Source organism: Gilliamella sp. wkB7 (genome assembly GCF_001693435.1).
GTDB classification, from domain to species: Bacteria; Pseudomonadota; Gammaproteobacteria; order Enterobacterales; family Orbaceae; genus Gilliamella; species Gilliamella apicola_N.
Genome location: NZ_CM004509.1, coordinates 2,454,082 through 2,479,525 on the forward strand (window position 1 = coordinate 2,454,082; position 25,444 = coordinate 2,479,525).

The 25,444-nt window shown below is 33.2% G+C and carries 20 protein-coding genes; 11 read left to right on the forward strand and 9 right to left on the reverse strand.

Translation table 11 applies throughout. The features are described from left to right. Positions 1-3: 3 nt before the first annotated feature. The 4 genes from A9G17_RS10870 to A9G17_RS10885 all read right to left on the reverse strand — a co-directional run bounded on the left by A9G17_RS10870 (position 4) and on the right by A9G17_RS10885 (position 4,884). Positions 4-1,374, reverse strand: a complete 1,371-nt coding sequence (locus A9G17_RS10870; protein WP_065738717.1) for a DUF6384 family protein — start codon at positions 1,372-1,374, stop codon at positions 4-6. Beyond that, positions 1,374-2,525 (reverse strand): merozoite surface protein 3b, encoded by a 1,152-nt coding sequence (locus A9G17_RS10875; RefSeq protein ID WP_065738718.1) that lies wholly within the window; start codon positions 2,523-2,525, stop codon positions 1,374-1,376. The genes A9G17_RS10870 and A9G17_RS10875 overlap by 1 nt, the downstream gene beginning before the upstream one ends. A 599-nt stretch (positions 2,526-3,124) precedes the next feature. Next, on the reverse strand, positions 3,125-3,925 hold the full coding sequence (locus A9G17_RS10880; RefSeq protein WP_065738719.1) for a YdgH/BhsA/McbA-like domain containing protein: 801 nt from the start codon (positions 3,923-3,925) through the stop codon (positions 3,125-3,127). Positions 3,926-4,275: 350 nt separating this feature from the next. Beyond that, positions 4,276-4,884 carry an NUDIX hydrolase gene (locus tag A9G17_RS10885; RefSeq protein ID WP_081301746.1) on the reverse strand — a complete coding sequence of 203 codons (609 nt, stop codon included), beginning with the start codon at positions 4,882-4,884 and terminating at the stop codon, positions 4,276-4,278. Positions 4,885-4,968: 84 nt separating this feature from the next. Here A9G17_RS10885 and A9G17_RS10890 point away from each other — a divergent pair, with 84 nt between their 5' ends. The 8 genes from A9G17_RS10890 (at position 4,969) to era (ending at position 14,402) form a co-directional block, all read left to right on the forward strand. Then, positions 4,969-7,461 carry a class I adenylate cyclase gene (locus A9G17_RS10890; protein WP_141677588.1) on the forward strand — a complete coding sequence of 831 codons (2,493 nt, stop codon included), beginning with the start codon at positions 4,969-4,971 and terminating at the stop codon, positions 7,459-7,461. Positions 7,462-7,672: 211 nt separating this feature from the next. Further along, complete coding sequence (gene rpoE / locus A9G17_RS10895; protein ID WP_065738721.1) at positions 7,673-8,248, forward strand: RNA polymerase sigma factor RpoE; 576 nt, start codon at positions 7,673-7,675, stop codon at positions 8,246-8,248. Positions 8,249-8,289: 41 nt separating this feature from the next. Next, positions 8,290-8,850 (forward strand): RseA family anti-sigma factor, encoded by a 561-nt coding sequence (locus tag A9G17_RS10900; RefSeq protein ID WP_065738722.1) that lies wholly within the window; start codon positions 8,290-8,292, stop codon positions 8,848-8,850. A 141-nt stretch (positions 8,851-8,991) separates the two neighbouring features. Next, positions 8,992-9,840 (forward strand): MucB/RseB C-terminal domain-containing protein, encoded by an 849-nt coding sequence (locus A9G17_RS10905; protein ID WP_172398386.1) that lies wholly within the window; start codon positions 8,992-8,994, stop codon positions 9,838-9,840. 153 nt (positions 9,841-9,993) lie between these two features. Further along, positions 9,994-11,790, forward strand: coding sequence for a translation elongation factor 4 (gene lepA, locus A9G17_RS10910; RefSeq protein ID WP_065738724.1), 1,797 nt, complete (start codon positions 9,994-9,996; stop codon positions 11,788-11,790). A gap of 19 nt (positions 11,791-11,809) precedes the next feature. Continuing rightward, positions 11,810-12,814 (forward strand): signal peptidase I, encoded by a 1,005-nt coding sequence (gene lepB, locus A9G17_RS10915; RefSeq protein WP_065738725.1) that lies wholly within the window; start codon positions 11,810-11,812, stop codon positions 12,812-12,814. A gap of 8 nt (positions 12,815-12,822) precedes the next feature. Next, the gene (gene rnc, locus A9G17_RS10920; protein ID WP_370528779.1) at positions 12,823-13,500 is read left to right on the forward strand and encodes a ribonuclease III; all 678 of its coding nucleotides are present in this window, start codon (positions 12,823-12,825) and stop codon (positions 13,498-13,500) included. Continuing rightward, a complete protein-coding gene (gene era, locus A9G17_RS10925; protein WP_065738727.1) occupies positions 13,497-14,402 on the forward strand; it encodes a GTPase Era in 906 nt (301 codons plus the stop codon). The genes rnc and era overlap by 4 nt, the downstream gene beginning before the upstream one ends. A gap of 213 nt (positions 14,403-14,615) precedes the next feature. Here the strand turns inward: era and A9G17_RS10930 are convergent, their stop codons facing one another. The 4 genes from A9G17_RS10930 to A9G17_RS10945 form a co-directional block, all read right to left on the reverse strand. After that, positions 14,616-15,308: an L-ribulose-5-phosphate 4-epimerase gene (locus A9G17_RS10930; RefSeq protein ID WP_065738728.1), complete on the reverse strand. Its 693-nt coding sequence runs from the start codon at positions 15,306-15,308 to the stop codon at positions 14,616-14,618. A 92-nt stretch (positions 15,309-15,400) separates the two neighbouring features. Further along, the gene (locus A9G17_RS10935) at positions 15,401-16,789 is read right to left on the reverse strand and encodes a sugar porter family MFS transporter (RefSeq protein WP_256114245.1); all 1,389 of its coding nucleotides are present in this window, start codon (positions 16,787-16,789) and stop codon (positions 15,401-15,403) included. Between the two features lie 110 nt (positions 16,790-16,899). Next, positions 16,900-18,408 carry an L-arabinose isomerase gene (gene araA, locus A9G17_RS10940; protein WP_065738730.1) on the reverse strand — a complete coding sequence of 503 codons (1,509 nt, stop codon included), beginning with the start codon at positions 18,406-18,408 and terminating at the stop codon, positions 16,900-16,902. Positions 18,409-18,447: 39 nt separating this feature from the next. Next, positions 18,448-20,109, reverse strand: a complete 1,662-nt coding sequence (locus A9G17_RS10945; protein WP_065738731.1) for a ribulokinase — start codon at positions 20,107-20,109, stop codon at positions 18,448-18,450. A gap of 202 nt (positions 20,110-20,311) precedes the next feature. Here A9G17_RS10945 and araC point away from each other — a divergent pair, with 202 nt between their 5' ends. The 3 genes from araC (at position 20,312) to purD (ending at position 24,729) form a co-directional block, all read left to right on the forward strand. Further along, on the forward strand, positions 20,312-21,214 hold the full coding sequence (araC, locus tag A9G17_RS10950) for an arabinose operon transcriptional regulator AraC (protein ID WP_065738732.1): 903 nt from the start codon (positions 20,312-20,314) through the stop codon (positions 21,212-21,214). Positions 21,215-21,757: 543 nt separating this feature from the next. Next, the gene (purH, locus tag A9G17_RS10955) at positions 21,758-23,350 is read left to right on the forward strand and encodes a bifunctional phosphoribosylaminoimidazolecarboxamide formyltransferase/IMP cyclohydrolase (RefSeq protein ID WP_065738733.1); all 1,593 of its coding nucleotides are present in this window, start codon (positions 21,758-21,760) and stop codon (positions 23,348-23,350) included. Between the two features lie 80 nt (positions 23,351-23,430). After that, the gene (gene purD, locus A9G17_RS10960) at positions 23,431-24,729 is read left to right on the forward strand and encodes a phosphoribosylamine--glycine ligase (RefSeq protein ID WP_065738734.1); all 1,299 of its coding nucleotides are present in this window, start codon (positions 23,431-23,433) and stop codon (positions 24,727-24,729) included. A 98-nt stretch (positions 24,730-24,827) separates the two neighbouring features. Here purD and A9G17_RS10965 read toward each other — a convergent pair whose 3' ends face one another. Beyond that, positions 24,828-25,199: a hypothetical protein gene (locus A9G17_RS10965; protein WP_065738735.1), complete on the reverse strand. Its 372-nt coding sequence runs from the start codon at positions 25,197-25,199 to the stop codon at positions 24,828-24,830. Positions 25,200-25,444 lie beyond the last annotated feature (245 nt).

Below are 25,444 nucleotides of genomic sequence, written 5' to 3' on the forward strand. Positions count from 1 at the left end.
GGTTTACCACTCTAAAATCCTGCCTGATTTAACTGAATTTGGACAGTTAAACGTTAAACGTCCTTTTGGTTTAGCACAAAGTTTATTATTATCAATATGCCCATCATTTATTTTATCCTCTTTAACGGCATTAAATGATTTTAAGGTAACTTGTTGACCAAACATCTCCACTAATTTGGTTTCACCGGTTTCGATGCTTTTTACCCATATTGATGTTGGCTTACCGGTTGATGTTAATGCTTGGACAATTAAATACCAAGATTTACCATTAGTATTCTCATGTGTGCGTTCAACCCCAGATTTATGATCTGGATGGTCAACGATGGTCAACGTTAAATTAGTTTGTGCTAGTTTAATGTAGTAAGCCATCATTGTTTGATAATTTTCAACATTTTCAAAATTTAAATCTTTTAAATCAGCAAGTAATGAAGTTTGAAGCGCAATAATAGGATCCATATCTGATTTAGGTACGTTTAATTCTAGTAACTGTTTCGTATCAGACTCAATTTTCTTTTCAAGAAATTCTGCACGTTCAATTGAAGAATAAAGTGTTTCAATCCGATTAGTATCGATATTTGTTTGACCTTGATTAAGGCTATCAATAATAGAATCGACAATATTTTGTAAAATAGGGTATTTTTTACTAGCATCAGTAAATTCTTGATTTTGGATTAGTTTAGTTAATTTCTTGTCCGTTTCAATTAATTCTTGCAATTGTGTTATTTGCGAAGTGACTTCGGATAATTTAGTTTTGATTGAGTAGTCAGTTTCTTTTAAATATTTAAGTATATCTTTATCTTTTTGCGCTATTGAAGATAGATCTGCCCCAGGTTTTACTATAGAAGAAATATTATCTTGGTTAAGCAGATCAATAATTGAGTTTTTTAATTTTTTTATTGGGACTTGGGCAAAATTGACAGAATGCTTATCAATTTCAAGAAATTTTCTATTTAAATCATTTAAACTACTTTTTGCGGATAAGATATGGTTATAAGTACTATCAATATTACTTTTTATTTTTTTTGTAATCGTTACTTCTGCAAAGTTAATTAACGTTAAAACGAATAAAATAATATATATAATAGTAAATAAAATGTTTCTTTTAATATAACATAAAGCAAGAAAATGCATAAACCAATTACGTTTAGGTACATTAAACCGCAAACGCTTATCAAACCAAAGATTAATTCCTTTTTCTATAAGACTATCATCAATAAATTGTCCTTTGGTTTGATAGTAATTTTTTATGTTTTCTTTCAATTTATCCCGCAAAACATTGCGATCAAGGTGCTCAAGTAATAATTGCTGTTTTTGATAAAGCTCATCAATTATTGCCATCGCTCCTAATTGTTCACTAAGCTTAATTTCCGACATTAACTATTAACCTTTAGAATAATATTGTTAAAGCGTTGTTTTCCATCTTCGACAATACGATCTATTTCTTTTGCATTTTCAATTGATTCATTTCGTAATTCGCTAATTAGCTGTTGGCTTGATTCTTGATAATTAACGATCGCTTCAACTAAAGAACGTAACGAATCGGCTTTAATAGTAGAACCATATCCAGCTCGTAAAGCTTCATCTAATTGTTTATTACCAACAGATGCTATACTTTCTATGCCTTTATTCATACCATCTTTCAAGGCTTCTAAGGTTTTAGTACTTTCACTTAAACCAGTTAAAGAAGTTATTGAAGCACTTAAAGCAGTAAACACAATTTCATTCGTTGAAAAAAAGTTAACACTTTGTTGATATACTCGTTCTTTCACAGAAGTTGTTTGTTGTAAACGTGCAAATACTGCTTCGGCTGAATTATAAGATACGGTTAAATTATTCGCTAAATCCAAAATAATTTGATAACGGCTATCTTCTTGTTGAACATTACGTAATGCTTCATCTCTAATTAGTTCTAAACGTGCTCGAGCTACATGATCATCAGAATTGAAATTATCTACATCGGCAATAGCTAGTGATAATTTATTTTTACAATCTTCGAGTCGGGCTGTAGCCATATTGACTAATTCTTCGGCGGTAATTTGTGCTTGTTTTAATCCAAATCTAAAATCCTGATAAGCATTTAAAATAATACGTTCACGTTCGACCTGATTACCTGTTTCTTTTGATACTTCTAAGTAAGTAGATTTGATAAGATTGAAACGATCTGGAATTGATCCGCGTTTAAGTTTCATCCAACCAATTTTGACTCTTTCCAAAAAGTCTAATCGACCATCATCAAGCCAACCTATCATTTTTTCCATATCAGTACGAATACTATCAAAATGATTAACTATTTTGGTATAGCGCTGTGATACTTCAACACCATCAATTTGATCTCGGACTACTTCATTAAATGCGCCTTGTTGTTGCAAAGTGCGTGCTATCGACATAACTCGGTTTTTATCAATCTCGGTAACATTATCCAGTAATTTTAAAATTGGGGCATCGGTTTGAGGTTTAAGTATAATGCCGATTTTATTTAATACTTGTACTGCTCTATCGACATAAGGAACAACTTGACTAGACATTTTTTAATCCTTTAAAATATTTGTAATAAATTTATTAGTTAACGCAAAAAATTATATATCATTAACTTAATATTAACAATTTATCATTGATTTAAAATAGAAATTCATAAAGACGCTTTTTAATATAAACATAAAATATAACTGTTAAAGTTTAATTAGACATATTCAAATAGCGATTTATTCATTTTAATATTTCATCTTTTGTTGAATAACTTTATGTATAAACTTAATGGTATGGAAAACTAGTTAATGACCCTCCACATGGTATAATTATTGATTACCCCAAATCAGATAGCCACTCATTCAAATAACTTTACTGAGTCATTAAACTTTACATATCAAGCAGAAGTTTTGAATTGTATATAGTTAATATTTTGAGATAGGTTAAATGAAAAGAAAAGATGTATGAGATAGAAATTTTTAGCATCTAAAATGCACATGATAAATAAAATAGTATGTAACCAATCGACTATAAAATATCTAGCAAAAGATATAAATTTTAATTCTATTGATATACTTTTAATGAGGAGTGAATAATATAACTTTCCACGTGGTTAAACGGATATTTCACGTAGAAAGTTATATAAAAAATTAACTTATTATCTATATAAATTTACATAAACGGTTTGTGTTGTACTGGCTGGATTTGTTGTTATTTCTTTCACATAATAAAAGTGTGCATCATTAGCAATTGCATATTTTTGAGCCTCAGCACTGATTTCGGCTGTATTGTTGAATGAACCATGAAAACTAATCGTTTCATAAGGTGTCATTGTTTTAAACGCATCACTCGTGATTTCGTAAGCATCCTCACCTTCTATTGCTTTAGAAACAATGAAATCTCTTACTACTGCATCTTTTTTATATAATGCAACATCGACTTCTTGTGCCTGATTTTTGATATCAGAAGGAGCAATAGAGAAAACATAAAAAGCATATGCATTCTTTTCTGCGGCTAATTTACTCGCATCATTCGTTATTTCGGCAGTATTATTGTAATTACCTTTAAATTTGATAACTTCAAATGGAAGATAATAAAGCGCTTTAGCTCGTGGATAAAGAACAACACCATTTTGTGTCACTTCTTTTTTTTCCACTGCGACAGGTTGGTTAGATTGATAAATATCGGCGTAAACAACAGCGCTATCGGCTGAATTATTAGTCATTGCATTCTCAATTGCTTTGATATGATAATACTTAGCACCAGCTTCATCAGCTGCTCGAGAAATATCATCTGCTGCATTTTCAGCTTGTAAATATCTACCCGTTACAGAAATTTCTTTAAGTGGGATTAAGTTTTTTGCTTCTTGAGAGGTTAAAGCATCTGCTGCATAAACACTAGCAACAGGTAATGATAATAAAAGAGCAAGAGTAATAGATAATTTGTTTAAACGTTTCATGATCATTTCCTTCATTTTTAAATTATTAAAACTAAAGTTAATTTTTAAAGCTTTTTTTTATTTGCAAATATAAAACATAATTTACAGATATTTATACACCACCAAATTTAAGATTTTTATGTCTATATCTACCTATTATTAATTACGTTTGGCCATAAATTTTTATCTAAGAAATAAAAGAACTGTTTGTTTTAAACTATTTGGATTTAATGATATTCATTAAAGAAATATATAGTAATAAATGAAACTTATAGAAACATTGCGTTAAAAATAAACGCTTACTGAAGAACGTTGATTTAAGTAAAAATACTTTTTAAATTAGTTAGCTAATTTTTTAATATTATATTACTTTATTGAATAATATTAATAAATTGTTTTATTATTTGAGCGGTTAGACCCCAGATAATATAATTATTATATTGATAAAAGTAAACTAAATGTTCAGATCTTTTTTGCCAATCTTTTGAACGATTGGGTAATAAGTTATAAGGAAAATCATTATCTGGTTTATGCCCAACTTGCATTGTAGCATGTACAGGCTGATTGTTTTTAAACCATTCAAGCGGAACAGTAAAAATACTTTCAACTTCGTCAAAGTTTAGCTTTAAATCATCGATAGAATCAATTTTACCTACAAATGGATAAATTATCATCCCTAATGTGGCAATAAATTTTGGTAACTGACCTAAAATAGTAATTTCATTAATTGAAAGTCCTAGTTCTTCACATGTTTCTCTTTTCGCGGTTTGTTCTGGATTTATATCTTCAATTTCAACTTTACCACCAGGAAAACAGATATCACCAGGTTGCCATTTGAGTTTATGGGATCTAATTTGGAATAACAAGTGTAATTGATTATCTACTTTTACAATTGGAATTAACACTGCGGCTTTATTATTGATTTGTTTTGGATGTTTAGTTGTTTTCAAAATATCCGTTATTTTTTCTAATGTAATCATAATATTTATTTTGTTTTTAATTTAACGTTCTATTTACGTTATAATAAGAAAATGTTAGATTGAAATTGTTTGTTAGTAGTACACGTGTTTTACTTGAATAATGCCATGCAATATTATATTAACAACATAAAAAAACAACTTAAAGATCTTGCTTTATTGAAACATGAACGTGCTCTGAATGCTATGTCAGAAGAATTTCAACGTGTTTTTTCGTTTCTGCCGGCTCTTTTTCACTTTCATGATCCTAAACTTCCAGGCTATCTAAATGAAGATATGCCTACGGGTATTGCTTGTTATGAAATTTCTGAAACCGTTTCTACTCAATTACAAAATGATTTTAATTTCATTGCTCCATTAACAACTGTCAAATCTGACATTTCCGCCCTGTATTCAATGGGAAGTACATGCTCAATTGGACAATCAGTTGCATCAGATTTGGATATTTGGATTTGTATTGAAAATAATTTATCAGCAGATCGAAAGTCATCTTTACAAAAAAAATGTCGTTTAATTGAGCAATGGGCAAAAGAATTAGGGATTAAATTAACCTTATTTGTTGTAGATGTAGATCGCTTTATCAATAAACATCATGAATGTTTAATCGGTGAAAATTGTGGTTCGGCACAACATATATTATTGTTAGAAGAGTTTTATCGTTCGGCTAACTTATTAGCAGGTAAATTATTATTGTGGTTTGCAGTGCCTAGCGATTTAACTATCAATAACACCAAATATCCGACTTATGAAAAGTGTGTTCAAGCATTAATCGAACAAAATATTATCATACGTGATGAATGGATTGATTTTGGTTCATTAACTGGATTATCTGCAGAAGAATACTTTGGTGCTAGCTTATGGCAACTTTATAAAAGTATTGATTCGCCATTTAAAGCCGTATTGAAAACGTTATTACTCGAAGCTTATTCATGGATTTACCCTGAAAATAAACCAATCGCTTATGAGATGCGAAGTTATATTCAAAAGGCAGAAATTTATCAAGGTTGCTATTTAGATTCGTACTATATGCTTTTGCAAAGGTTAACTCATTACTTAGTTGAAATTGAAGATTTTGCACGATTAGAACTGATTAGAACGTGTTTTTATCTAAAAGTTAATGAACAATTATCTGTTTCCACTAGTTTGCCATCGTGGCGTCGAAAAGTTCTAGATGATTTAGTGAAACAATGGGGATGGAGTAAAGAGTTCATTGCTAAATTAGATGCCAGTAATACTTGGAAGATAGAACAAGTTCGTGAAATACACGAAATATTATTACAGACTATGATGACAGGTTATCGCAATTTACTGAATTTTGGTCGTCGTAATAATTTAGATTCACTAATTAGTCCACAAGACTTAGCGATATTAACACGTAAACTTTATGCTTCTTTTGAAGTATTGCCTGGTAAAATTACCACATTAAAACTCAATATTTCTAATAATTTACAAGAAGATACACTTACTTTTATTTATGTTAAAGAAGATAGAATAAATCGCTCCGGTTGGTATGTGTATAAACAAAAACCAGTTTTAAATGACATTATTGGTCACCAATATATAGAATATAGTAAATATTTGGTTAAATTAGTTAGTTGGTGTTATTTTAATAATATGATTTATGACTCAACAGAGTTTTATTATCATAATGGTGAAGATCGGGATAAGACTAAAATAACCAAATTTATTAAAGATCTAAAAGCATATTTTCCTATTAATGTTCCAACAGCAACGGAAGAACAACTTTATGGACCCTGTGAGATACGTCACTTAGCCATCATTTTAAATCTCGAAAACGATCCTACATCTAATTTAAACTTAGAAGATGAATTTAATTCGAATGTATTAAATTATGGTGAAAATGAATTAAGCTTAGTTGGATCGATAGACTTACTATACCGTAATTCTTGGAATGAAATTCGTGTTTTACATTTTAATGGTAAATTATGTGTTCTAGAAGCTATTAAAGCGTTACTTAACCGAATGCATAAAGATGCCGATTTACCAAATTCAATGGAAATATTTTGTTACAGTCAATGTTTAAATAGCCAAATTAAACAACAAATAAAAAAGTTGATGGATGATTGCATAGAACTGCGATTAAGTTCTACGATAAATAATTTAACGCAAGTTAAACCTTTAAGAATTGATGGCGCATCTTGGTATCTATTTTTTGAACGACTTGGTGTCTCACTTCATCAATTTGAAAATACCATTGATTTTTACGGTGCAGTATCTAATAATAAGGCTCAAGGAAGACCATTAAATATATTAGATGAAACAAATGAACTGCCTAAAGAAATAGACAGTGTAGCCTACCAAGGCGTAATTCAGTTCTTTTTCGAAGATACTGACATTGGGTTTGATCTCTATATTTTAAATGAACATAATCAAATAGAAATATATCGAAATTGTAACGGCAATAGAGAAAATATGGTCAAAGCCATTAATGATTTTTATGTTTTATCTGATGATAGATTTACTTTTACTACGAGTAGTTCTGTCAATTTCAATCTACCGCAATTTTATCAAATAACTTATAATAATGCTGGTGAACGAGAGATCTATTTATTGAATTAAAACTGATCTGTAAAGTTAAGTTATTTTATAAAAAGCTCAATAAATCAATATTATTTGTTGTAAAAAATGTTTTAAAGGTATTTTGATATGAAAAAAACTTATATTTCTATTAAAATAAATGGGAACTTTTTACGAATTTAACAATCTAACTGTTAGTAAGCACATTTTTTGGGCCACAAGCAGTTATTAACATAGTGAGGGTTGGCCTTTAATGGGGGAGCAAATAACAGACCAAGTATTAGTTGATCGCATATTAAATGGGGATAAAAATGCGTTCAATTTGCTTGTTGTTCGTTATCAAAATAAACTCGCTCATTTGGTTTCTCGCTACGTTTCAGCTTCTGAAGTTCCAGATGTTGTGCAAGAGACTTTTATTAAGGCTTATCGATCTTTAAGCCTATTTAAAGGTGAAAGTATATTTTATACATGGTTGTACAGAATCGCTGTTAATACAGCAAAAAATTATCTAATTTCTCAGGGACGTCGGCCTCCCTCATCAGACATTGATGCAAGTGAAGCCGAAAGTTATGACAGTGCAGAATCTTTAAGAGATATTGATAATCCAGAGAGTTTAGCGCTTTCAAAAGAAGTTGGAAAAGTGGTATTTGAAGCAATTGAAGCATTACCCGATGATTTAAAAACTGCCATTACATTGCGCGAAATTGATGGTTTAAGTTATGAAGAAATTGCCGAAATTATGAGTACACCTGTTGGTACAGTAAGATCACGTATTTTTAGAGCTCGTGATATTATTGATGAAAAGATTAAACCATTAATAACTGATTAAATCATTTAATTTAAAGTAGCTATAAAATTAAGGTATCTACTATGCAAACAGAACAGAAACAGCAACTTTCATCCCTTATGGATGGTGAGCTTAAAGATGATTATTTCATTGATGCTGTATCAAAAGATGAAGATTTACAGTCATGTTGGCATCGCTACCATGTTGTAAGATCCGCTATGCGTGGTGAGCTGCACAGTAGTACGTTAACTTTAGATATTTCAAATCAAGTTGCTCAGGCTATTGCTGATGAAAACTTATATTTTGAAATGGCAGATCAGCCAATCCCACATGAAGTCACTATACCAAAAGCTGAAAATCTATTTTGGGATCGTGTAAAAGATGCAGTGGCAAAAGTCAGTCAAGTTGGATTGGCGGCTTGTGTTACGTTAGCAATTATTGCTGGTGTTCAATATCAGCAAGGACAATCAAATAATATAAATGGCGCTCCAACATTGAATACTTTACCGGTTGGAGTCAATGTTGCGCCTGTTGGTGGTATCCAACAACATAACGACCAACAATTACTCGAAAAAAGACAATATGATAAAATTAGATTGCTTGTACAGGATTATGAGTTACAAAAAAGACTAAATGCTCATTAATTTTTTATGAATTGTTTATTTTATTTAAATACATCTAAACTCAAACAGAGTATAAAATTTATCGTTACTCTGTTCTTGATGCTATTTACTTTATCTGCCTATTCGGAAAACAACGATAAAGCTTTACTATTGATGAATAGTATGCACAAAGCTGTTAAAACGAGTACTTACCAAATTCATTTGCTTTCTCAAGATAAAGATCAATACGTTACCACTTATGAATATTCTCATTTAGGATCAGAAAAGCAAAATGATATCAAAGCTCAATTGCTTTATCTTGAAGGTCCTGCGAAAGAAATTATTTTGAATAATGGTGTAACGAGTTATTTTCAACCAGATAGTGCCTCTTTTTCTATTACCAGTCCACGTATTACTGAAGCTTTTCCCGATGTGATTTATAATGATTTCAACCAATTGGTTGATGTTTATGATTTTATTTTATTAGGTAAAACCAGAACAGCTAATCGTAGTGCTCAATTAGTAAAAATGATTGCTAAAGACAAAGATCGTTATAGTTATATTATTTGGATTGATGATGAAAATTTTTTGCCTCTTCGAATTGACTTGCTTGATCAAAATGGTGAAATCATAAGTCAACAAAAAGTGGTTAATTTAGACGAAAAATTCGATCCAAAAGAGATTAAAGAATATATAGACAGTCGCAATTATCCTATCTTATTATCAATTGAAAAACAAAATGACATATTAGAAGTTTGGCGCTTAGCATGGTTACCTAGAGGATTTAAAGAAATTGCGGCCTATAATGTTAATTTTTATAATTCTGATATTGCCACTAAATTGTTTTCTGATGGTGTTTTTTCATTTACCGTTAATGTATCTTCGGAACAATCAAGCCAGCTAAATCAGCTTATTACGCAAGGTGATCGGACTATTTTTTCGACAAACATTAATAATAAAAATATTATTATTATTGGTAATCTACCTAAAGTTACTATTGAGCGTATTGCCCAAAATATTGTTGAGAAATAATCGCAAAACTTTCGATAACACTATGCTTCGCAGTTATTAATGTGTAAAATGTGCCTTTTCTATTTTTCGTGATTATCTAACCTGTTATTTTTGGTAATAACATTCTGGGTAATTAACAGTATATAACTAAAACATAAAATATAATTTATTGATATGAATAAAAATATCCGCAATTTTTCAATTATTGCTCATATTGACCATGGTAAATCAACGCTTTCAGATCGTATTATCCAAATTTGTGGAGGACTTTCTGATCGTGAAATGGAAGCGCAAGTTCTTGATTCAATGGATCTTGAACGTGAACGTGGTATTACAATTAAAGCGCAAAGTGTTACGTTAGATTACCATGCAAATGATGGTCAAACATATCAGCTTAATTTTATCGATACCCCTGGACATGTAGACTTTTCTTATGAAGTTTCTCGCTCACTTGCAGCATGTGAAGGCGCACTATTAGTTGTTGATGCAGGACAAGGTGTTGAAGCTCAAACCCTTGCAAATTGCTATACGGCTTTAGATATGAATTTAGAAGTTGTTCCCGTGCTTAATAAAATTGATTTACCTGCGGCAGAACCTGAGCGTGTAGCTGAAGAAATTGAAGATATTGTCGGTATTGATGCAAGTAATGCGGTTCGTTGTTCTGCCAAAACAGGGGTAGGCGTGGCGGATGTATTGGAGCAATTAGTAAAAGATATTCCACCACCAGAGGGGGATTCAAATGCACCACTACAAGCACTTATTATTGACTCATGGTTTGATAACTATTTAGGGGTCGTATCTTTAATTCGTATCAAAAATGGCGAATTACACAAAGGCGATAAAATTAAAGTTATGAGTACAGGTATGACTTATAATGTTGACCGTCTTGGTATTTTTACGCCTAAGCAAGTTGATAAAGATACTTTAAATTGTGGTGAAGTTGGCTGGGTAGTTTGTGCCATTAAAGATATTTTAGGAGCACCCGTTGGTGATACTTTAACTTTAGCTAAAAGTCCAGCAGATAAACCATTACCTGGTTTTAAAAAGGTTAAACCGCAAGTTTATGCTGGTTTATTTCCAACAAGCTCTGATGATTATGAAGCTTTCCGTGATGCATTGGGCAAATTAAGTTTGAATGACGCATCACTATTTTATGAACCAGAAAATTCTGGTGCTTTAGGATTTGGTTTTCGTTGTGGTTTCCTTGGTTTATTACATATGGAGATCATACAAGAGCGTCTGGAGCGCGAATATAATCTTGATCTTATTACCACAGCACCAACAGTAGTTTATGAAGTTTTAACAACTTCAAATGAAATTATTTACGTTGATAGTCCGTCTAAACTTCCAGCGGTAAATAATATTCAAGAACTACGAGAACCAATCGCCGAATGTAATATATTGGTTCCACAAAACTATTTAGGTAATGTAATCACGTTATGTGTTGAAAAACGTGGTGTGCAAACTAATATGGTTTATCACGGTAATCAAGTTGCATTGACTTACGAAATTCCAATGACAGAAGTAGTTTTAGACTTTTTTGATAAATTAAAATCTACTTCTCGCGGTTATGCTTCATTGGATTATAGTTTTAAACGATTCCAAATTGCTGATATGGTTCGATTAGATGTATTAATTAATGGTGAACGTGTTGATGCATTAGCCTTAATTACCCACAGAGATAATGCACCTTATCGTGGACGAGAATTAGTGGAAAAAATGAAAGATCTCATTCCTCGTCAACAATTTGATATCGCTATTCAAGCCGCTATTGGTAATCATATTATTGCTCGTTCAACGGTTAAACAATTACGTAAAAACGTATTAGCCAAATGCTATGGCGGTGATGTTAGCCGTAAAAAGAAACTTTTACAGAAGCAAAAAGAAGGTAAAAAACGCATGAAACAAGTTGGTAATGTTGAGTTACCACAAGAAGCGTTTTTAGCCATTTTACACGTGGGAAAAGATTAATCAGTTAAAGAGGTAAAAAATGGCTGGAACATTTGCCATCATATTAACAGTAGCGACATTGATTACTGCAATCTTCTGGTTTTTAGAAAAATTTAGGTGGAAACCTGCAAGACAACGAAAAGTTGAAGAGATTCGCAAGCAACATAATGGCGAAATTGATGGAAAAATACTTGCAGAAGTAGGTAAACCCAAAGGTTGGGTTGAAAGTATATCATCGTTCTTCCCTGTTTTATTTGTTGTATTTGTGATTCGTTCATTTTTATTTGAACCGTTTCAAATACCATCAGGTTCTATGATGCAAACTTTACTTATTGGTGACTTTATTGCAGTTCAAAAGTATTCTTATGGATTAAGAGATCCTATTACTAATACAGTATTAATTTCTACAGGTCACCCTAAACGAGGTGATGTCGCTGTATTTAAACATCCAAATAATCCTCAAATGGATCTAATTAAACGTGTCGTTGGAATGCCAGGCGATAAAATAGTATATCTTGTTAAAGAGAAGAAAGTACTGATTTATCCTGCTTGTCAAACTAATGACACAAATTGTGTGGGTGGGCAAAAATCTGAACCATTGGACTTACATTATACGCAACCACAACCAAGCAATTGGAAAGAAGTACATCAAGAGTTTAAAACAAGTCCGAATTTTTATACATTAGAGCAATGTGCAGATAAAGGTATTGTTAATTCTCAATCTGTTTTCTTACTTAATATGAATATACAACAAGAGACGTTAGGCGATAGACCTCATGAAATTTTAACCACTCAAGGTTCACATGAGGATCCTAATTATTTTTATCGCCAAAATGGACAACCAATTGCTACATGGATAGTACCTAAAGATCACTATTTTATGATGGGTGATAATCGAGATAATAGTGGTGACAGTCGTTATTTTGGCTTTGTACCTGAACAGAATTTTGTTGGACGTGCAACAGCAATTTGGATCAGTTTTGAGAAACAACCAGATGAATGGCCAACAGGCATCCGATTTAGCCGTATTGGTGGTATACATTAATTGCAATGATAATGAAAAAGTTTAATCAAATACAACAATCAATTGGTTACCAATTTAATAATTTATCTTTATTAGAATTGGCACTTACTCATCGAAGTGCTAACAAATTGCATAATGAACGTTTAGAGTTTTTAGGTGATTCAATTTTAAGCTTTGTGATTGCTAATGAACTGTATGAACGTTTTGTCAAACAAGATGAGGGTGATTTGAGTCAAATGCGTGCAACACTTGTTTGTGGGCAAACACTGGCTGAAATGGGTAAAGAATTTAAATTAGGTGATTATCTTATTCTTGGTCAAGGCGAGTTAAAAAGTGGCGGGTTTCGTCGTGACTCGATTATTTCTGATGCCGTCGAAGCTATTATTGGTGCTATTTATTTAGATAGCAATATCGAAACGGTACGACGTTTAATTTTGACGTGGTATCAAACCAGATTGAATAAAATTCAACCTGGTATTAAACAAAAAGATGCCAAAACACGCTTACAAGAATATCTGCAAGGCATTCATTGTGAGCGCCCATGTTATTTAATTCTTGAAGTAACAGGTGATAATCATGAGCAAGAATTCTTAATTCAATGCAAACTTGAGAATGATAGCCGTGAATATTTAGGGCGAGGTCTAAGCCGTCGCAAAGCCGAGCAAGCAGCTGCTCAAGAAGCACTTAATCAATTAGGTATAAAATGACAAAAACAACACAACATTGTGGATTTGTCGCCATAGTAGGTCGACCAAATGTAGGTAAATCAACATTATTAAATCAACTACTAGGCCAAAAAGTTTCTATAACATCGCGTAAAGCGCAAACAACACGTCACCGTATTGTTGGTATTGATACTCAAGATAATGATCAGGTTATTTATATTGATACTCCGGGCTTACACATCGAAGAAAAAAGAGCGATTAATCGTTTAATGAATCGTGCTGCAAGTAGCTCAATTGGTGATGTCGAATTAGTAATCTTTGTCGTTGAAGGTACACATTGGAATGATGACGATGAAATGGTTGCCAACAAGCTTAAAGATTGCAAATGCCCAGTATTGTTGGTAATTAATAAAATTGACAACGTTATCGACAAAACTCAACTATTACCGCATATTCAAGAAATCAGCCAAAAAGTTAATTTTCTTGATGTAGTGCCAATTAGCGCTGAAAAAGGTGATGGCGTTGATATTATAAGGAAAATTGTCAAAAAACATTTGCCAGAAGGCGAACATCATTTTCCTGAAGATTATATCACCGATCGATCTCAACGATTTATGGCTTCCGAAATTATTCGTGAAAAGTTAATGCGTTTTTTAGGTGATGAGTTGCCATACTCAGTCACTGTCGAAATTGAGCAATTCAAAGTTGATGAACGTAATGGAATGTATCGTATCAACGGCTTAATATTAGTTGAAAGAGATGGTCAAAAGAAAATGGTCATTGGCAACAAAGGTGAAAAAATCAAAAAAATCGGTATAGAAGCCCGCAAAGATATGCAATCATTTTTTGACAACAAAGTACATTTAGAGCTTTGGGTTAAAGTTAAAGCGGGTTGGGCCGATGATGAGCGCGCGTTGCGTAGCTTAGGTTATAGTGATGATTAAACCAAACTTAGTCAAACAAAAATCAGGCATATATTTTGCCTGATTTTTTTATCTATCAAATAGTCTTAGAAGTTGTGTTTTTTTGATTATTAATTCCTTAAAATTTTAATTGCTATACTTAATCCTATTATCCGAAAGTTAATCAATCTATATTTATAATATCTTTATTAGTTAAAGAATCGACTACTATTTAAATGATTTTTTATTAAATATTTAAACTTGCCCATAATAGGCATTTTTACCATGCTTACGATAATAGTGTTTATCCAATAATTCTTGTTGGATTTTTATACCGACATTCAGATTGCGAGTCGCTAATGCCATAGCAGCAATTTCTTCTAAAACAACCGCATTATGTACGGCGTCATCAGCATTTTTTCCCCATCCAAAAGGACCATGCCCAGACACAAGCACACTAGGTATTGCCATAACATCAATATTGCGTTTATTAAACTCCTCAATTATGACTTTCCCCGTATTGAGTTCATAATTATTAGTTATTTCAGTTGATGTTAATAAGCGAGTACAAGGAATATCACCATAAAAATAATCTGCATGAGTAGTTCCTAAAGCAGGAATATCTAAACCAGCTTGTGACCAAATTGTTGCATTTCGGGAATGAGTGTGAATAACTCCGCCAATTTGTTCAAACGTTTTATAAAGTTCAATATGCGTTTGGGTATCGCTTGAAGGATTCAACTTACCTTCAATTTTCTTTCCATCAAGATCAATTATGACAATGTCTTGTGTTGTCAGTTTATCATAAGGAACGCCAGATGGCTTAATGGCAATGACACCATTATTTCTATCAATTTCTGATACATTTCCCCATGTAAACGTTACAAGTTGATAATAAGGCAATAATAAATTTGCGGCTAAAACGCGTTCTTTTAATTGAGTAAACATACCAAGCATCCTGTTTAATAATATGAATAGAAAAAACGACTGTTCATATAGGACAATACCAATCAGCATTGTCCTTAATGGATTAATTATTGTTAATAATCATCACCGATATGGCACAATTTCTTACCTAACATCAGATTTTTTTCGATACGCTCGAGGGAAATATTTTTTGTCTCAGGCACAAAGAAAATAACAATGAAAATGAATAAAACATTCATGCCGGTATATAACCAAAATGTTTGTGCAACACCGATATTATTTAATAATGTAAGGAACGTTGCGCCAATAATCATATTTGAGATCCAGTTTGTAGCTGTAGAACAAGTTACACCAAAATCACGACTTTTAAGGGGTTGTATTTCAGAACACAAAATCCACACAACAGGTGCTGCACTCATTGCATAACCACCAATACACATAATCGCCATACCCACTGCAGCATAGGACGTGAGTGATGATGCATTACCATTTTCAATGAGTTGCAAACAAATACCCAATATCAAAGTACCTAAAGCCATAATACCAAATCCAACTTTTAGAATTGGTTTTCGGCCCAGTTTATCAACCGTAAAAATTGCAATAAATGTTGCTAATACAAAGGTCAACCCGACAATTATTGTTGCAATCATTTGTTGTTGTGTACTTTCAAAGCCTGCAAGGCTAAAAATTTTAGGTGCGTAATACATAATGATATTCATTCCGGTAAACTGTTGCATCGCTTGTAAAGCCATACCAAGATAAACTGTTCGGCGAACATTTTTATTTACCTTAAACAGTGTCCATCCTTCCTGTTTTTCTTTTAAACTGTCTTTAATATCATTAAATTCTTGCTTAATTTTTTGAGGATCGCTACGGATCGATTTTAAAACCTGCTCAGTTTCATTTAATCGTCCTTTTGATGCCAACCATCTAGGACTATTAGGCAGAAAAATAACAACAATAAATAAAATAATTGCTGGTACAGAAATAATACCCAGCATCATTCGCCAATTACCGGTGTAACTAAAATAAGTATCAGATAAAAAAGCTACCAAAATACCAACTGTTACCAGAAGCTGATAAGCGGCAATCATTTTCCCCCGAATATTTTCTGGGGCCATTTCAGAAAGATACAGTGGTGCTGTGTATGATGCGATGCCAACGGCAAAACCTAAAATAACTCGCCAAATCAGCAGTACTTCTACATTTGGTGCTAAAGCAGATCCAAAGCAACTTACAATAAAAAACAAGGCTCCCGCTAATAAACTATACTTTCTTCCTAAATAAAAAGATAACCACCCATTAGACAATGCTCCTAAAGCGGCACCCAACATCATAGAACTTACTACCCATTCTTGTAGTTGAGTTGTTAATTCAAATTGAATTGTGATGAATGGTAAAGCTCCTGCAATAACACCAATATCCAAACCAAACAATAATCCCGCCATTGCAGCAGAAAAGCCAATTAAGAAAGTCATCTTTTTGGCAGAATCTTTTGCCATTTCACTTGTCGCTTGAAGCGTATTTATACTCATCTTTTTTACCCTTTTATTCTGTAATTTTGGAAATAATTGGAAAAAATATTTCCAATTATTAAATTAAAATGAAGTTATCAAGCATAGGGATTACAATAGGCAATCTCATTCCAACGTAATTCATTTCTAAAATCATTAATTCGCGTGTCACCATCAATAACTAATAATTCAATATTGTGCAGTTGTGCATAAAGTCTAAAGTAGTCCATTGAAAGTGCTTGGGTATAAACTGAATGATGTGCAGCACCCGCTAAAATCCATGCTTCAGCAGATACATTAAGTGATGGTTTTGGTTTCCAAACTGCACAAGCTACAGGTAATCTTGGTAGTGTATAAGGCTGTTTGATTGTTTCGATTTCATTTGCGATTAATCTGAAACGATTACCAATATCGATCAAACTTGCATTTATGGCTAAACCTGGCTTTGATGGAAAAATAAGTCGAGCAGGATCAGATTTATTGCCAATACCTAAATGTTGGATATCTAACAAAGGTTTTACACCATCATCTATAATTGATGGGCAAACTTCTAACATATGAGAACCGACAACTAATTCATTACCTTTAGTAAAATCATAGGTATAATCTTCCATAAATGCAGTACCACCCGTAAGACCTTTTGCCATTAATTTCATAGTGCTAAGTAAGGCTGCGGTTTTCCAATCCCCTTCACCAGCAAAGCCATAACCTTTAGCCATTAATCGCTGAACGGCAAGTCCAGGTAATTGCTTCATACCATATAAGTCTTCAAACGTTGTAGTAAATCCAGAATAGTTGCCTTGTTTTAAGAATTGCTCAATACCTAATTCAATTCTTGCTGCATCAATTAGATTTTGTCTTTTTTCACCATTAATTTGTGCAACCGGAGTGAGTTGATAAAGTGTTTCGTATTCATCAATTAATTGATTGATTTGGCTATCATTAATTGAGTTAATGACTGACACTAAATCGCCAACTGCATGGGTATTAACCGAATAACCAAATCTAATTTGTGCAGAAACTTTATTACCTTCAGTTACTGCAACTTCACGCATATTGTCGCCAAATCTAACAATTTTCATGGTTTTTTCTGCATTAATTGCAACGCAAACTCTCATCCATCGTGCAATTTGATCATGCACATCTTTATCTTTCCAATAACCTGTTACCAGAGAATGAGGTTGGCGCATACGAGATCCAATAAAACCAAATTCGCGCCCACCGTGTGCAGTTTGATTGAGATTCATAAAATCCATATCCATTGAATCCCAAGGAACGACTTCATTAAATTGAGTATGAAGTTGTAAAAGAGGTTTTTGTAAATGATTTAATCCATTAATCCACATTTTAGCTGGTGAAAACGTATGCAACCACGTTATTAATCCAACACACTTTGAAGAATAGTTTACTTCCTGACAAAGGTTGTATATATCGTCAGGTTTTGTCGCAAGTGGTTTAAGAATAATCTTTACTGGTAAATTTGCTTCTTTATTAAAATAATCCGTTACCTGTTGGATATTCTTTTTTATTTGTTCAAGTGCTTCTGGTCCATAAAGGTGTTGACTACCAGCAACAAACCAAATTTCAGATTCTTCATAAACAAACATAATGGACTCCTTTAGAATTTATTCACATTGTTGGTAAAACTAGGCGTTATAGTTAGGTTCACTCGATGCAGACCAAACTAAATACTTTTCATATAATTCCTGATATTTTTCTACCCTGTTCTCATTAGGGGTGAATGTGGTTTCGAGCTGACTAGACATCCTATTTTGAGCGCTTGGGATATCTGTATAAACATTGGCTGATACGGCGGCAAATATTGCAGCTCCTAATGCGCAACATTGTTCTGAACTCACCACAGTTAGTGGTCTATTCATTACATCAGCACAAGTTTGCATAATGATGGGTGACTTTTTAGCTATTCCACCTAATGCTACAATGTCATTAACTGGCACATGTTGATTAATAAAACATTCCATTATGGCTCTTGCACCGAAAGCAGTTGATAAAATCAAACTACCAAATAAGGTGGCGGCATCAGTTGAAATAGTTAAATTGGTAATAACACCTTTAATTCGTTGATTAGCGTAAGGGGTTCTTCGACCATTGAACCAATCAAGGGTGATTGGGATAGTATCTAAATTTGGATTTTCGTCCCAAGCTTGTGCAATATCGCTTAAAAAATTATCTTTTAAAGCTTGTACAGTCGATTGCAATTCTGGTGAAGTTGAAATTAATTTTTCTAATGGCCAACATAACAATTTTTGAAACCATGCATATATATCACCAAAAGCGGATTGACCAGCTTCAAGACCAATAAAATTGGGCATTACACTACCATCAACTTGGCCACAAATACCCTTAATTGAACGATTAGCAATAACAGTTTGCTCAGCTAATAAAATATCGCAGGTAGAAGTACCAATTACTTTTACTAACGTATAAGGTTTTGCACCCGCACCAACGGCACCCATATGACAATCGAATGCACCACCCGCAATAACGACTGTTGGTGGTAACCCTAATTTTTCAGCCCATTCTTGGGTAATGTTTCCAACTTTATTGTCAGCAGTATAAGTTTTCTCAAATAAAGGATAAGGTAAAGCAGAAACTAAAAGTGGATCTATTTTTTCAAAAAATTCATAGGGAGGAAGGCCATTCCATTCTTCGCTCCAAAAACACTTATGACCAGCAGCACATCTACCACGCTTTATCTCATTGGGTGCGGTTGTTCCTGATAATAAAGCAGGTACCCAATCACAAAGTTCAATCCAAGATGCGGAAGCATTTTTTACGCCATTATCTTGACGAAAAATATGCAAAATTTTTGCCCAGAACCATTCCGAAGAATATACTCCACCGCAATATTCTAAATATTTTGCATAAAGTTCATTTTTGCAAAGGTTATTAATCTCTTCCGCTTCATTTACTGAAGTATGATCTTTCCATAAAATAAACATCGCGTTAGGATTATCTATAAACTCTGGTTTTAAAGCTAAAACATCCCCATTTTCATCAATTGGGGCAGGCGTAGAGCCAGTTGAATCTACACCAATTGCAACCACATTTTGTGCATCTGATTTAAGTTGTTTTACAACCGATTGTATTGATTGAGTCATTGACTCAATATAATCAAGAGGATGATGTCTAAATTGATTTTTTTTAGGATCACAAAACTGACCTTTAGCCCAACGTGGGTAATAAACGACTTCTGTAGCTAATTCTTTTCCATTCTGGCAATCGACAGCTAATGCTCTGACAGAATCGCTACCAAAATCTAATCCAATGGTTATTTTTTTATTCATCCGCTAACACCTCTTAGAAAAATCAAATGGAGTTTTTAGGAGAATAATTAATTTCGGATAGAACAAGTAGGTGTGTTATTGCTATAAATATAGACGATTTTGCACACCTAATTTGTTTTGTGATGAAGATCTCACAATTGTCACTACTCAAAAAAATTTTTTATGTGAAAATAAAAAAATCTCGAAAAGTAGGAGATGACATATGACAAATCAACAACAAAATGACCCTTTATTACCGGGTTATTCATTTAATGTCCATCTGGTTTCTGGACTAACACCGATTGAAAAAGAAGGAAAATTTGATTTCTTTATTGACCGCCCAAATGGACTAAATGGCTACATTATTAATCTTACTTATGCAGGGCAAGGAACGATTTATCGTAACGATGAATCATTTAACTGTTATCCAGGAGATTTTGTACTTTTTCCACCAAAAGAACCTCATTTATATGGGCGAAAAGAAGATGAAAACAATTGGTTTCATTTTTGGATCTATTTCAGACCAAAATCAACCTGGAAGTTTTTATTAACTTGGGAGAATCGAATAAAAAAGACTGGCTTTTATCGTCCTAATACACAAGTCAAAGATGAGTTCGAAAAATTATTCATTAAAATCGTCGAGGTAGGGCAATCAAGTACAATTTATTCTGAAAATTTAGCAATGAGCATGTTAGAGCAATTTTTAATACGTCGTGCACAAGAAACATCAAGCACTAACCATCCTAAAATTGATATACGAGTACTACAAGTTTGCAACTATTTAATTGATACACTGGATGAAAACAACTTTAAGCTTGACATTGTTGCCCAAAAAGTTTGTTTGTCGACATCTCGAATTGCTCATATTTTTAAAGATCAGATTGGTATGTCGATTGGTGAATGGCGACAAGAGCAACGCGTAAATCGTGCTAAACTATTATTGCAAACCACTAATCTGAATATTGCCGATATTAGTCGAACAATTGGATTTGATGATCAGCTTTATTTTTCGAGAATTTTCAAAAAAAGAATTGGACTAAGCCCTCAAAAATATCGTCATAGTACTCAAGAGCAAAATGAACGAAAAATCCAACGTGTTAATTCGCTTTATCTATATGATAAATAAAATAGCTGAATTGCTAAAAAGTTTTAGCTTAGTAGCTACATTTCTATAAGACATTGAATTTTAATAAACCAAAAATTATTTATGCGGTAACCAGAGAACGGAACGTTGTCTTTTTTCGCATTTTATTAAAGTAAATGTTCTTATAGATTTTTTATAAGACTGAATTTAGCTACATAAAAGCAATTAAATTCTAATAGTTATCAAAATTACTAAACTTAACTATATCAAGATAATCGAAAGTCACTTTTTTGTAGCTATCAAAATATCAAGGAAGCAGATCAATTTTAGTTGAGTATTCATAAATAGTGTTTGGATGAAAAAAAAATTGATATCAACCCCCAATAGTTGTAAAAAATCTCAAATCAAGATACCTCTAATTATCAGGAATTAACAAAGGTTGTATATTTAATTATTCGCTTTCAAAATAAAATAATTCAAATGTTTTGATTTTTTTTAAGAAGTCAATACTAAACATCGTTCCTCATTTTATATATAATAGCCACTTACAGACTTGGATTTAGAATATAAATTTCGGAGTTTTTCATGCAGCAGTTTCGTCCTATTCGTCGTGCTTTACTTAGTGTTTCTGATAAAACGGGAATTATTGAATTCGCCAAAGCCTTATCAGAAAGAAATATTGAACTCCTTTCTACTGGTGGTACTGCCAAATTATTAATCGATAATCATATTCCAGTTACTGAAGTGTCCAATTATACGGGGTTTCCTGAAATGATGGATGGACGAGTCAAAACCTTACATCCTAAAATACACGGTGGTATTTTAGGGCGCCGAGGTATCGATGACGAAGTCATGCAGCAACATCAGATCGATCCTATAGATATGGTGGTTGTTAATTTATATCCCTTTGCTAAGACGGTTGCTAATGCCAATTGTACTTTAGATGATGCGATAGAAAACATTGATATTGGTGGGCCAACCATGGTGCGATCCGCTGCAAAAAATAATAAAGATGTCGCCATCGTAGTTGATTGTCAAGACTATAGCACAATCATTGATATGCTAGATAAACAGCAAAATTGCCTTTCTTTCAAATATCGATTTAGCTTAGCTATAAAAGCATTTGAACATACTGCTAAATATGACGGTATGATTGCTAACTATTTTGGCAAACTTGTTCCACCATATTATGGTGAAACTGAAAAACCAGCAGGAGAGTTCCCGCGAACCTTAAATCTTCAATTCATTAAAAAACAAGATATGCGATATGGTGAGAATGCTCATCAACAGGCGGCTTTTTATATTGAAGAAAATCTTGAGCAAGCTTCGATTGCCACCGCTAAACAGCTACAAGGTAAAGAATTATCCTATAATAATATTGCTGATACAGATGCTGCGCTAGAGTGTGTGAAATCATTTGATGAACCCGCTTGCGTAATAGTTAAACATGCTAACCCATGTGGTGTTGCTGTAAGTGATAATATTTTAAATGCTTATCTTAATGCCTTTAAAACCGATCCTACTTCCGCTTTTGGTGGAATTATTGCTTTTAACCGGCAGTTAGATGCTAAAACAGCCCAAACAATCATTGATAAACAATTTGTTGAAGTGATTATTGCACCGTCAATTAGTGCTGATGCATTGGCTATCACACAAGTTAAAAAGAATGTCCGAGTGCTTGAATGTGGTGAGTGGTCAACGTCATCGCTAGCGAGTTTAGACTTTAAGCGAGTTAATGGCGGTCTATTAGTGCAAGAGCGTGATTTGGGTATGATTACACCCGAGCAGTTAACTGTTGTTACCAAGCGCCAACCAACTGAGCAAGAGCTTTCAGATTCTCTATTTTGTTGGAAAGTGGCTAAATTTGTAAAATCGAACGCGATTGTTTATGCAAAAAATAAAATGACCATCGGTATTGGGGCTGGTCAAATGAGTCGTGTGTACTCAGCTAAAATTGCTGGTATTAAAGCACAAGACGAAAATCTAGAGGTTGCCGGTTCTGTTGTTGCTTCTGATGCATTTTTCCCATTTCGTGATGGTGTTGATGCGGCTGCAGCAGCTGGGGTAACTTGTGTAATCCAACCAGGCGGCTCGATCCGTGATGAAGAAGTCATCCAAGCTGCAAATGAGCATAATATTGCGATGATTTTTACCAACATGCGCCATTTTAGGCATTAATGCGTTTTTCTAGTTTGTTGTATATTTATTAAAATTACCATGGTTATCTTCTTAAGGAAGAAGCATATAAAGGATCTTTTATGAAAGTATTAGTGATTGGGAATGGTGGACGCGAACATGCGTTAGCTTGGAAAATAGCACAGTCACCATTAGTATCAAAAGTCTTTGTCGCTCCAGGAAATGCAGGGACTGCACTTGAATCAGGTCTGGAAAATATTAACATTAAAGCTACGGATGTTAGCGGATTATTGAATTTTGCTCAGCAAGAGCAAATTGATCTTACCATTGTTGGTCCTGAAGCTCCATTAGTCATTGGTGTTGTTGATAGCTTTCAAAAGGCTGGATTAAAAATCTTTGGTCCAACAAAATCGGCATCACAACTTGAAGGTTCGAAAGCCTTTACCAAAGATTTTTTAGCGCGGCATAACATCCCAACCGCCGAATATCAGAATTTTACTGAACTTGAGCCAGCACTAGCCTATATTCGCGAGAAAGGCGCACCAATTGTGATCAAAGCTGATGGTTTAGCTGCGGGTAAAGGTGTTATTGTTGCCATGACACTTGAAGAAGCCGAAGCTGCTGTAAACGATATATTGGCAGGCAATGCTTTTGGTGATGCTGGACACCGTGTGGTTATTGAAGAGTTTTTAGAGGGTGAAGAAGCCAGCTTTATTGTTATGGTGGATGGTAAAAATGTTGAACCAATGGCAACCAGTCAAGATCATAAACGCGTTGGCGATGGTGATACTGGTCTTAATACAGGTGGTATGGGAGCGTATTCGCCAGCACCAGTTGTGACCGATGAAGTTTTTGCTAAAATCATGGATCAAGTGATCTACCCAACTGTCAATGGGATGGCGCAAGAGGGCAATGTATATGTTGGCTTTTTATATGCAGGTTTAATGATTGATAAAGAGGGTAATCCCAAAGTTATTGAATTTAACTGTCGCTTTGGTGATCCCGAAACACAACCGATCATGATGCGTTTACAGTCAGATTTAGTCAAATTATGTTTAGCGGCAGTCGATGGTAACTTAGATACCGTAAAATCAAAATGGGATCCTAGACCAGCATTAGGTGTTGTGATGGCTGCAGGAGGTTATCCTGGCGACTATAATACGCAAGATGAAATCATTGGATTACCAACCGAATCATCTTCAGATTGCAAAGTATTTCATGCAGGTACCAGCTTTGAAAAAGGGCAAGTGTTTACCAAAGGTGGGCGCGTTCTTTGTGTCACCGCTTTAGGAAACACAGTCCTAGAGGCTCAACAACGTGCTTATCAGCAAGTTAATAATATTCGTTGGCATGGTTGTTTTTATCGGCATGATATTGGTTATCGAGCCATTGAGCGTGAAAAACATAGTCATAAACAGTAATATTAGCTAAATTTAATAACTCAAGGCGTCCTAGGACGCCTTTTCATTAACAAAAACGTTAATCAAAAGTCTAAACTTTTAAAGCAATGGGAAACTTCTCAATGACTAAAAAACACAAAAAAGACTAAGACCGTTCCTATAACAAGGATATTATAAATACCATAGGCTCGAATAAAATAGGCGACGGAAGGTGAAAAAATAGGTAAATACGACGCTATAATACATACAAAGATAGCGATAAATAAGTATTTTAACCAATTTTCACATTGTTTATCCCAAAAAAATATTATAAATACAGTAATAATTGATAACATAAAGGAAGAAGATGCCAATTTTACGTTCTTAGAAGTAAATAATATGCCATGCCAACTTTCTACTGAATAGTCTACAAGGCCTGCAACGAACAAACCTGGTAATATTATACAAGCCCAAAGAATTTTTTCTAAAATAAAAACAATCGTTTTTTTCATGTTTTTCAGTATTTCCTTATTTTCGAAATTATTATCTAAGTTATAACTAAATTTTATATCAATATTATATTGATGCATAGCATGTTGTAAATCAATAAGATAACACAATAATACAGATGAAAATTGAATATAAAAAATTGTTTAATTAATATAACTGTATGTGTTGGAAAGGTTAAAAAAAACAAAAACTATTTCGTTAATAAATTTTTTAAATTCAGAAATTAATGTAATTCAAATTCTAAAAG

Bases quoted from the DNA above. Each gene is read 5' to 3' on its own strand.
- A9G17_RS10870 (WP_065738717.1), bottom strand. From the start codon at position 1,374: ATGTCGGAAATTAAGCTTAGTGAACAATTAGGAGCGATGGCAATAATT.
- A9G17_RS10875 (WP_065738718.1), bottom strand. From the start codon at position 2,525: ATGTCTAGTCAAGTTGTTCCTTATGTCGATAGAGCAGTACAAGTATTA.
- A9G17_RS10880 (WP_065738719.1), bottom strand. From the start codon at position 3,925: ATGAAACGTTTAAACAAATTATCTATTACTCTTGCTCTTTTATTATCA.
- A9G17_RS10885 (WP_081301746.1), bottom strand. From the start codon at position 4,884: ATGATTACATTAGAAAAAATAACGGATATTTTGAAAACAACTAAACAT.
- rpoE (WP_065738721.1), top strand. From the start codon at position 7,673: ATGGGGGAGCAAATAACAGACCAAGTATTAGTTGATCGCATATTAAAT.
- A9G17_RS10900 (WP_065738722.1), top strand. From the start codon at position 8,290: ATGCAAACAGAACAGAAACAGCAACTTTCATCCCTTATGGATGGTGAG.
- A9G17_RS10905 (WP_172398386.1), top strand. From the start codon at position 8,992: ATGCACAAAGCTGTTAAAACGAGTACTTACCAAATTCATTTGCTTTCT.
- lepA (WP_065738724.1), top strand. From the start codon at position 9,994: ATGAATAAAAATATCCGCAATTTTTCAATTATTGCTCATATTGACCAT.
- lepB (WP_065738725.1), top strand. From the start codon at position 11,810: ATGGCTGGAACATTTGCCATCATATTAACAGTAGCGACATTGATTACT.
- era (WP_065738727.1), top strand. From the start codon at position 13,497: ATGACAAAAACAACACAACATTGTGGATTTGTCGCCATAGTAGGTCGA.
- A9G17_RS10930 (WP_065738728.1), bottom strand. From the start codon at position 15,308: ATGTTTACTCAATTAAAAGAACGCGTTTTAGCCGCAAATTTATTATTG.
- A9G17_RS10935 (WP_256114245.1), bottom strand. From the start codon at position 16,789: ATGGCAAAAGATTCTGCCAAAAAGATGACTTTCTTAATTGGCTTTTCT.
- araA (WP_065738730.1), bottom strand. From the start codon at position 18,408: ATGTTTGTTTATGAAGAATCTGAAATTTGGTTTGTTGCTGGTAGTCAA.
- A9G17_RS10945 (WP_065738731.1), bottom strand. From the start codon at position 20,109: ATGAATAAAAAAATAACCATTGGATTAGATTTTGGTAGCGATTCTGTC.
- araC (WP_065738732.1), top strand. From the start codon at position 20,312: ATGACAAATCAACAACAAAATGACCCTTTATTACCGGGTTATTCATTT.
- purH (WP_065738733.1), top strand. From the start codon at position 21,758: ATGCAGCAGTTTCGTCCTATTCGTCGTGCTTTACTTAGTGTTTCTGAT.
- purD (WP_065738734.1), top strand. From the start codon at position 23,431: ATGAAAGTATTAGTGATTGGGAATGGTGGACGCGAACATGCGTTAGCT.
- A9G17_RS10965 (WP_065738735.1), bottom strand. From the start codon at position 25,199: ATGAAAAAAACGATTGTTTTTATTTTAGAAAAAATTCTTTGGGCTTGT.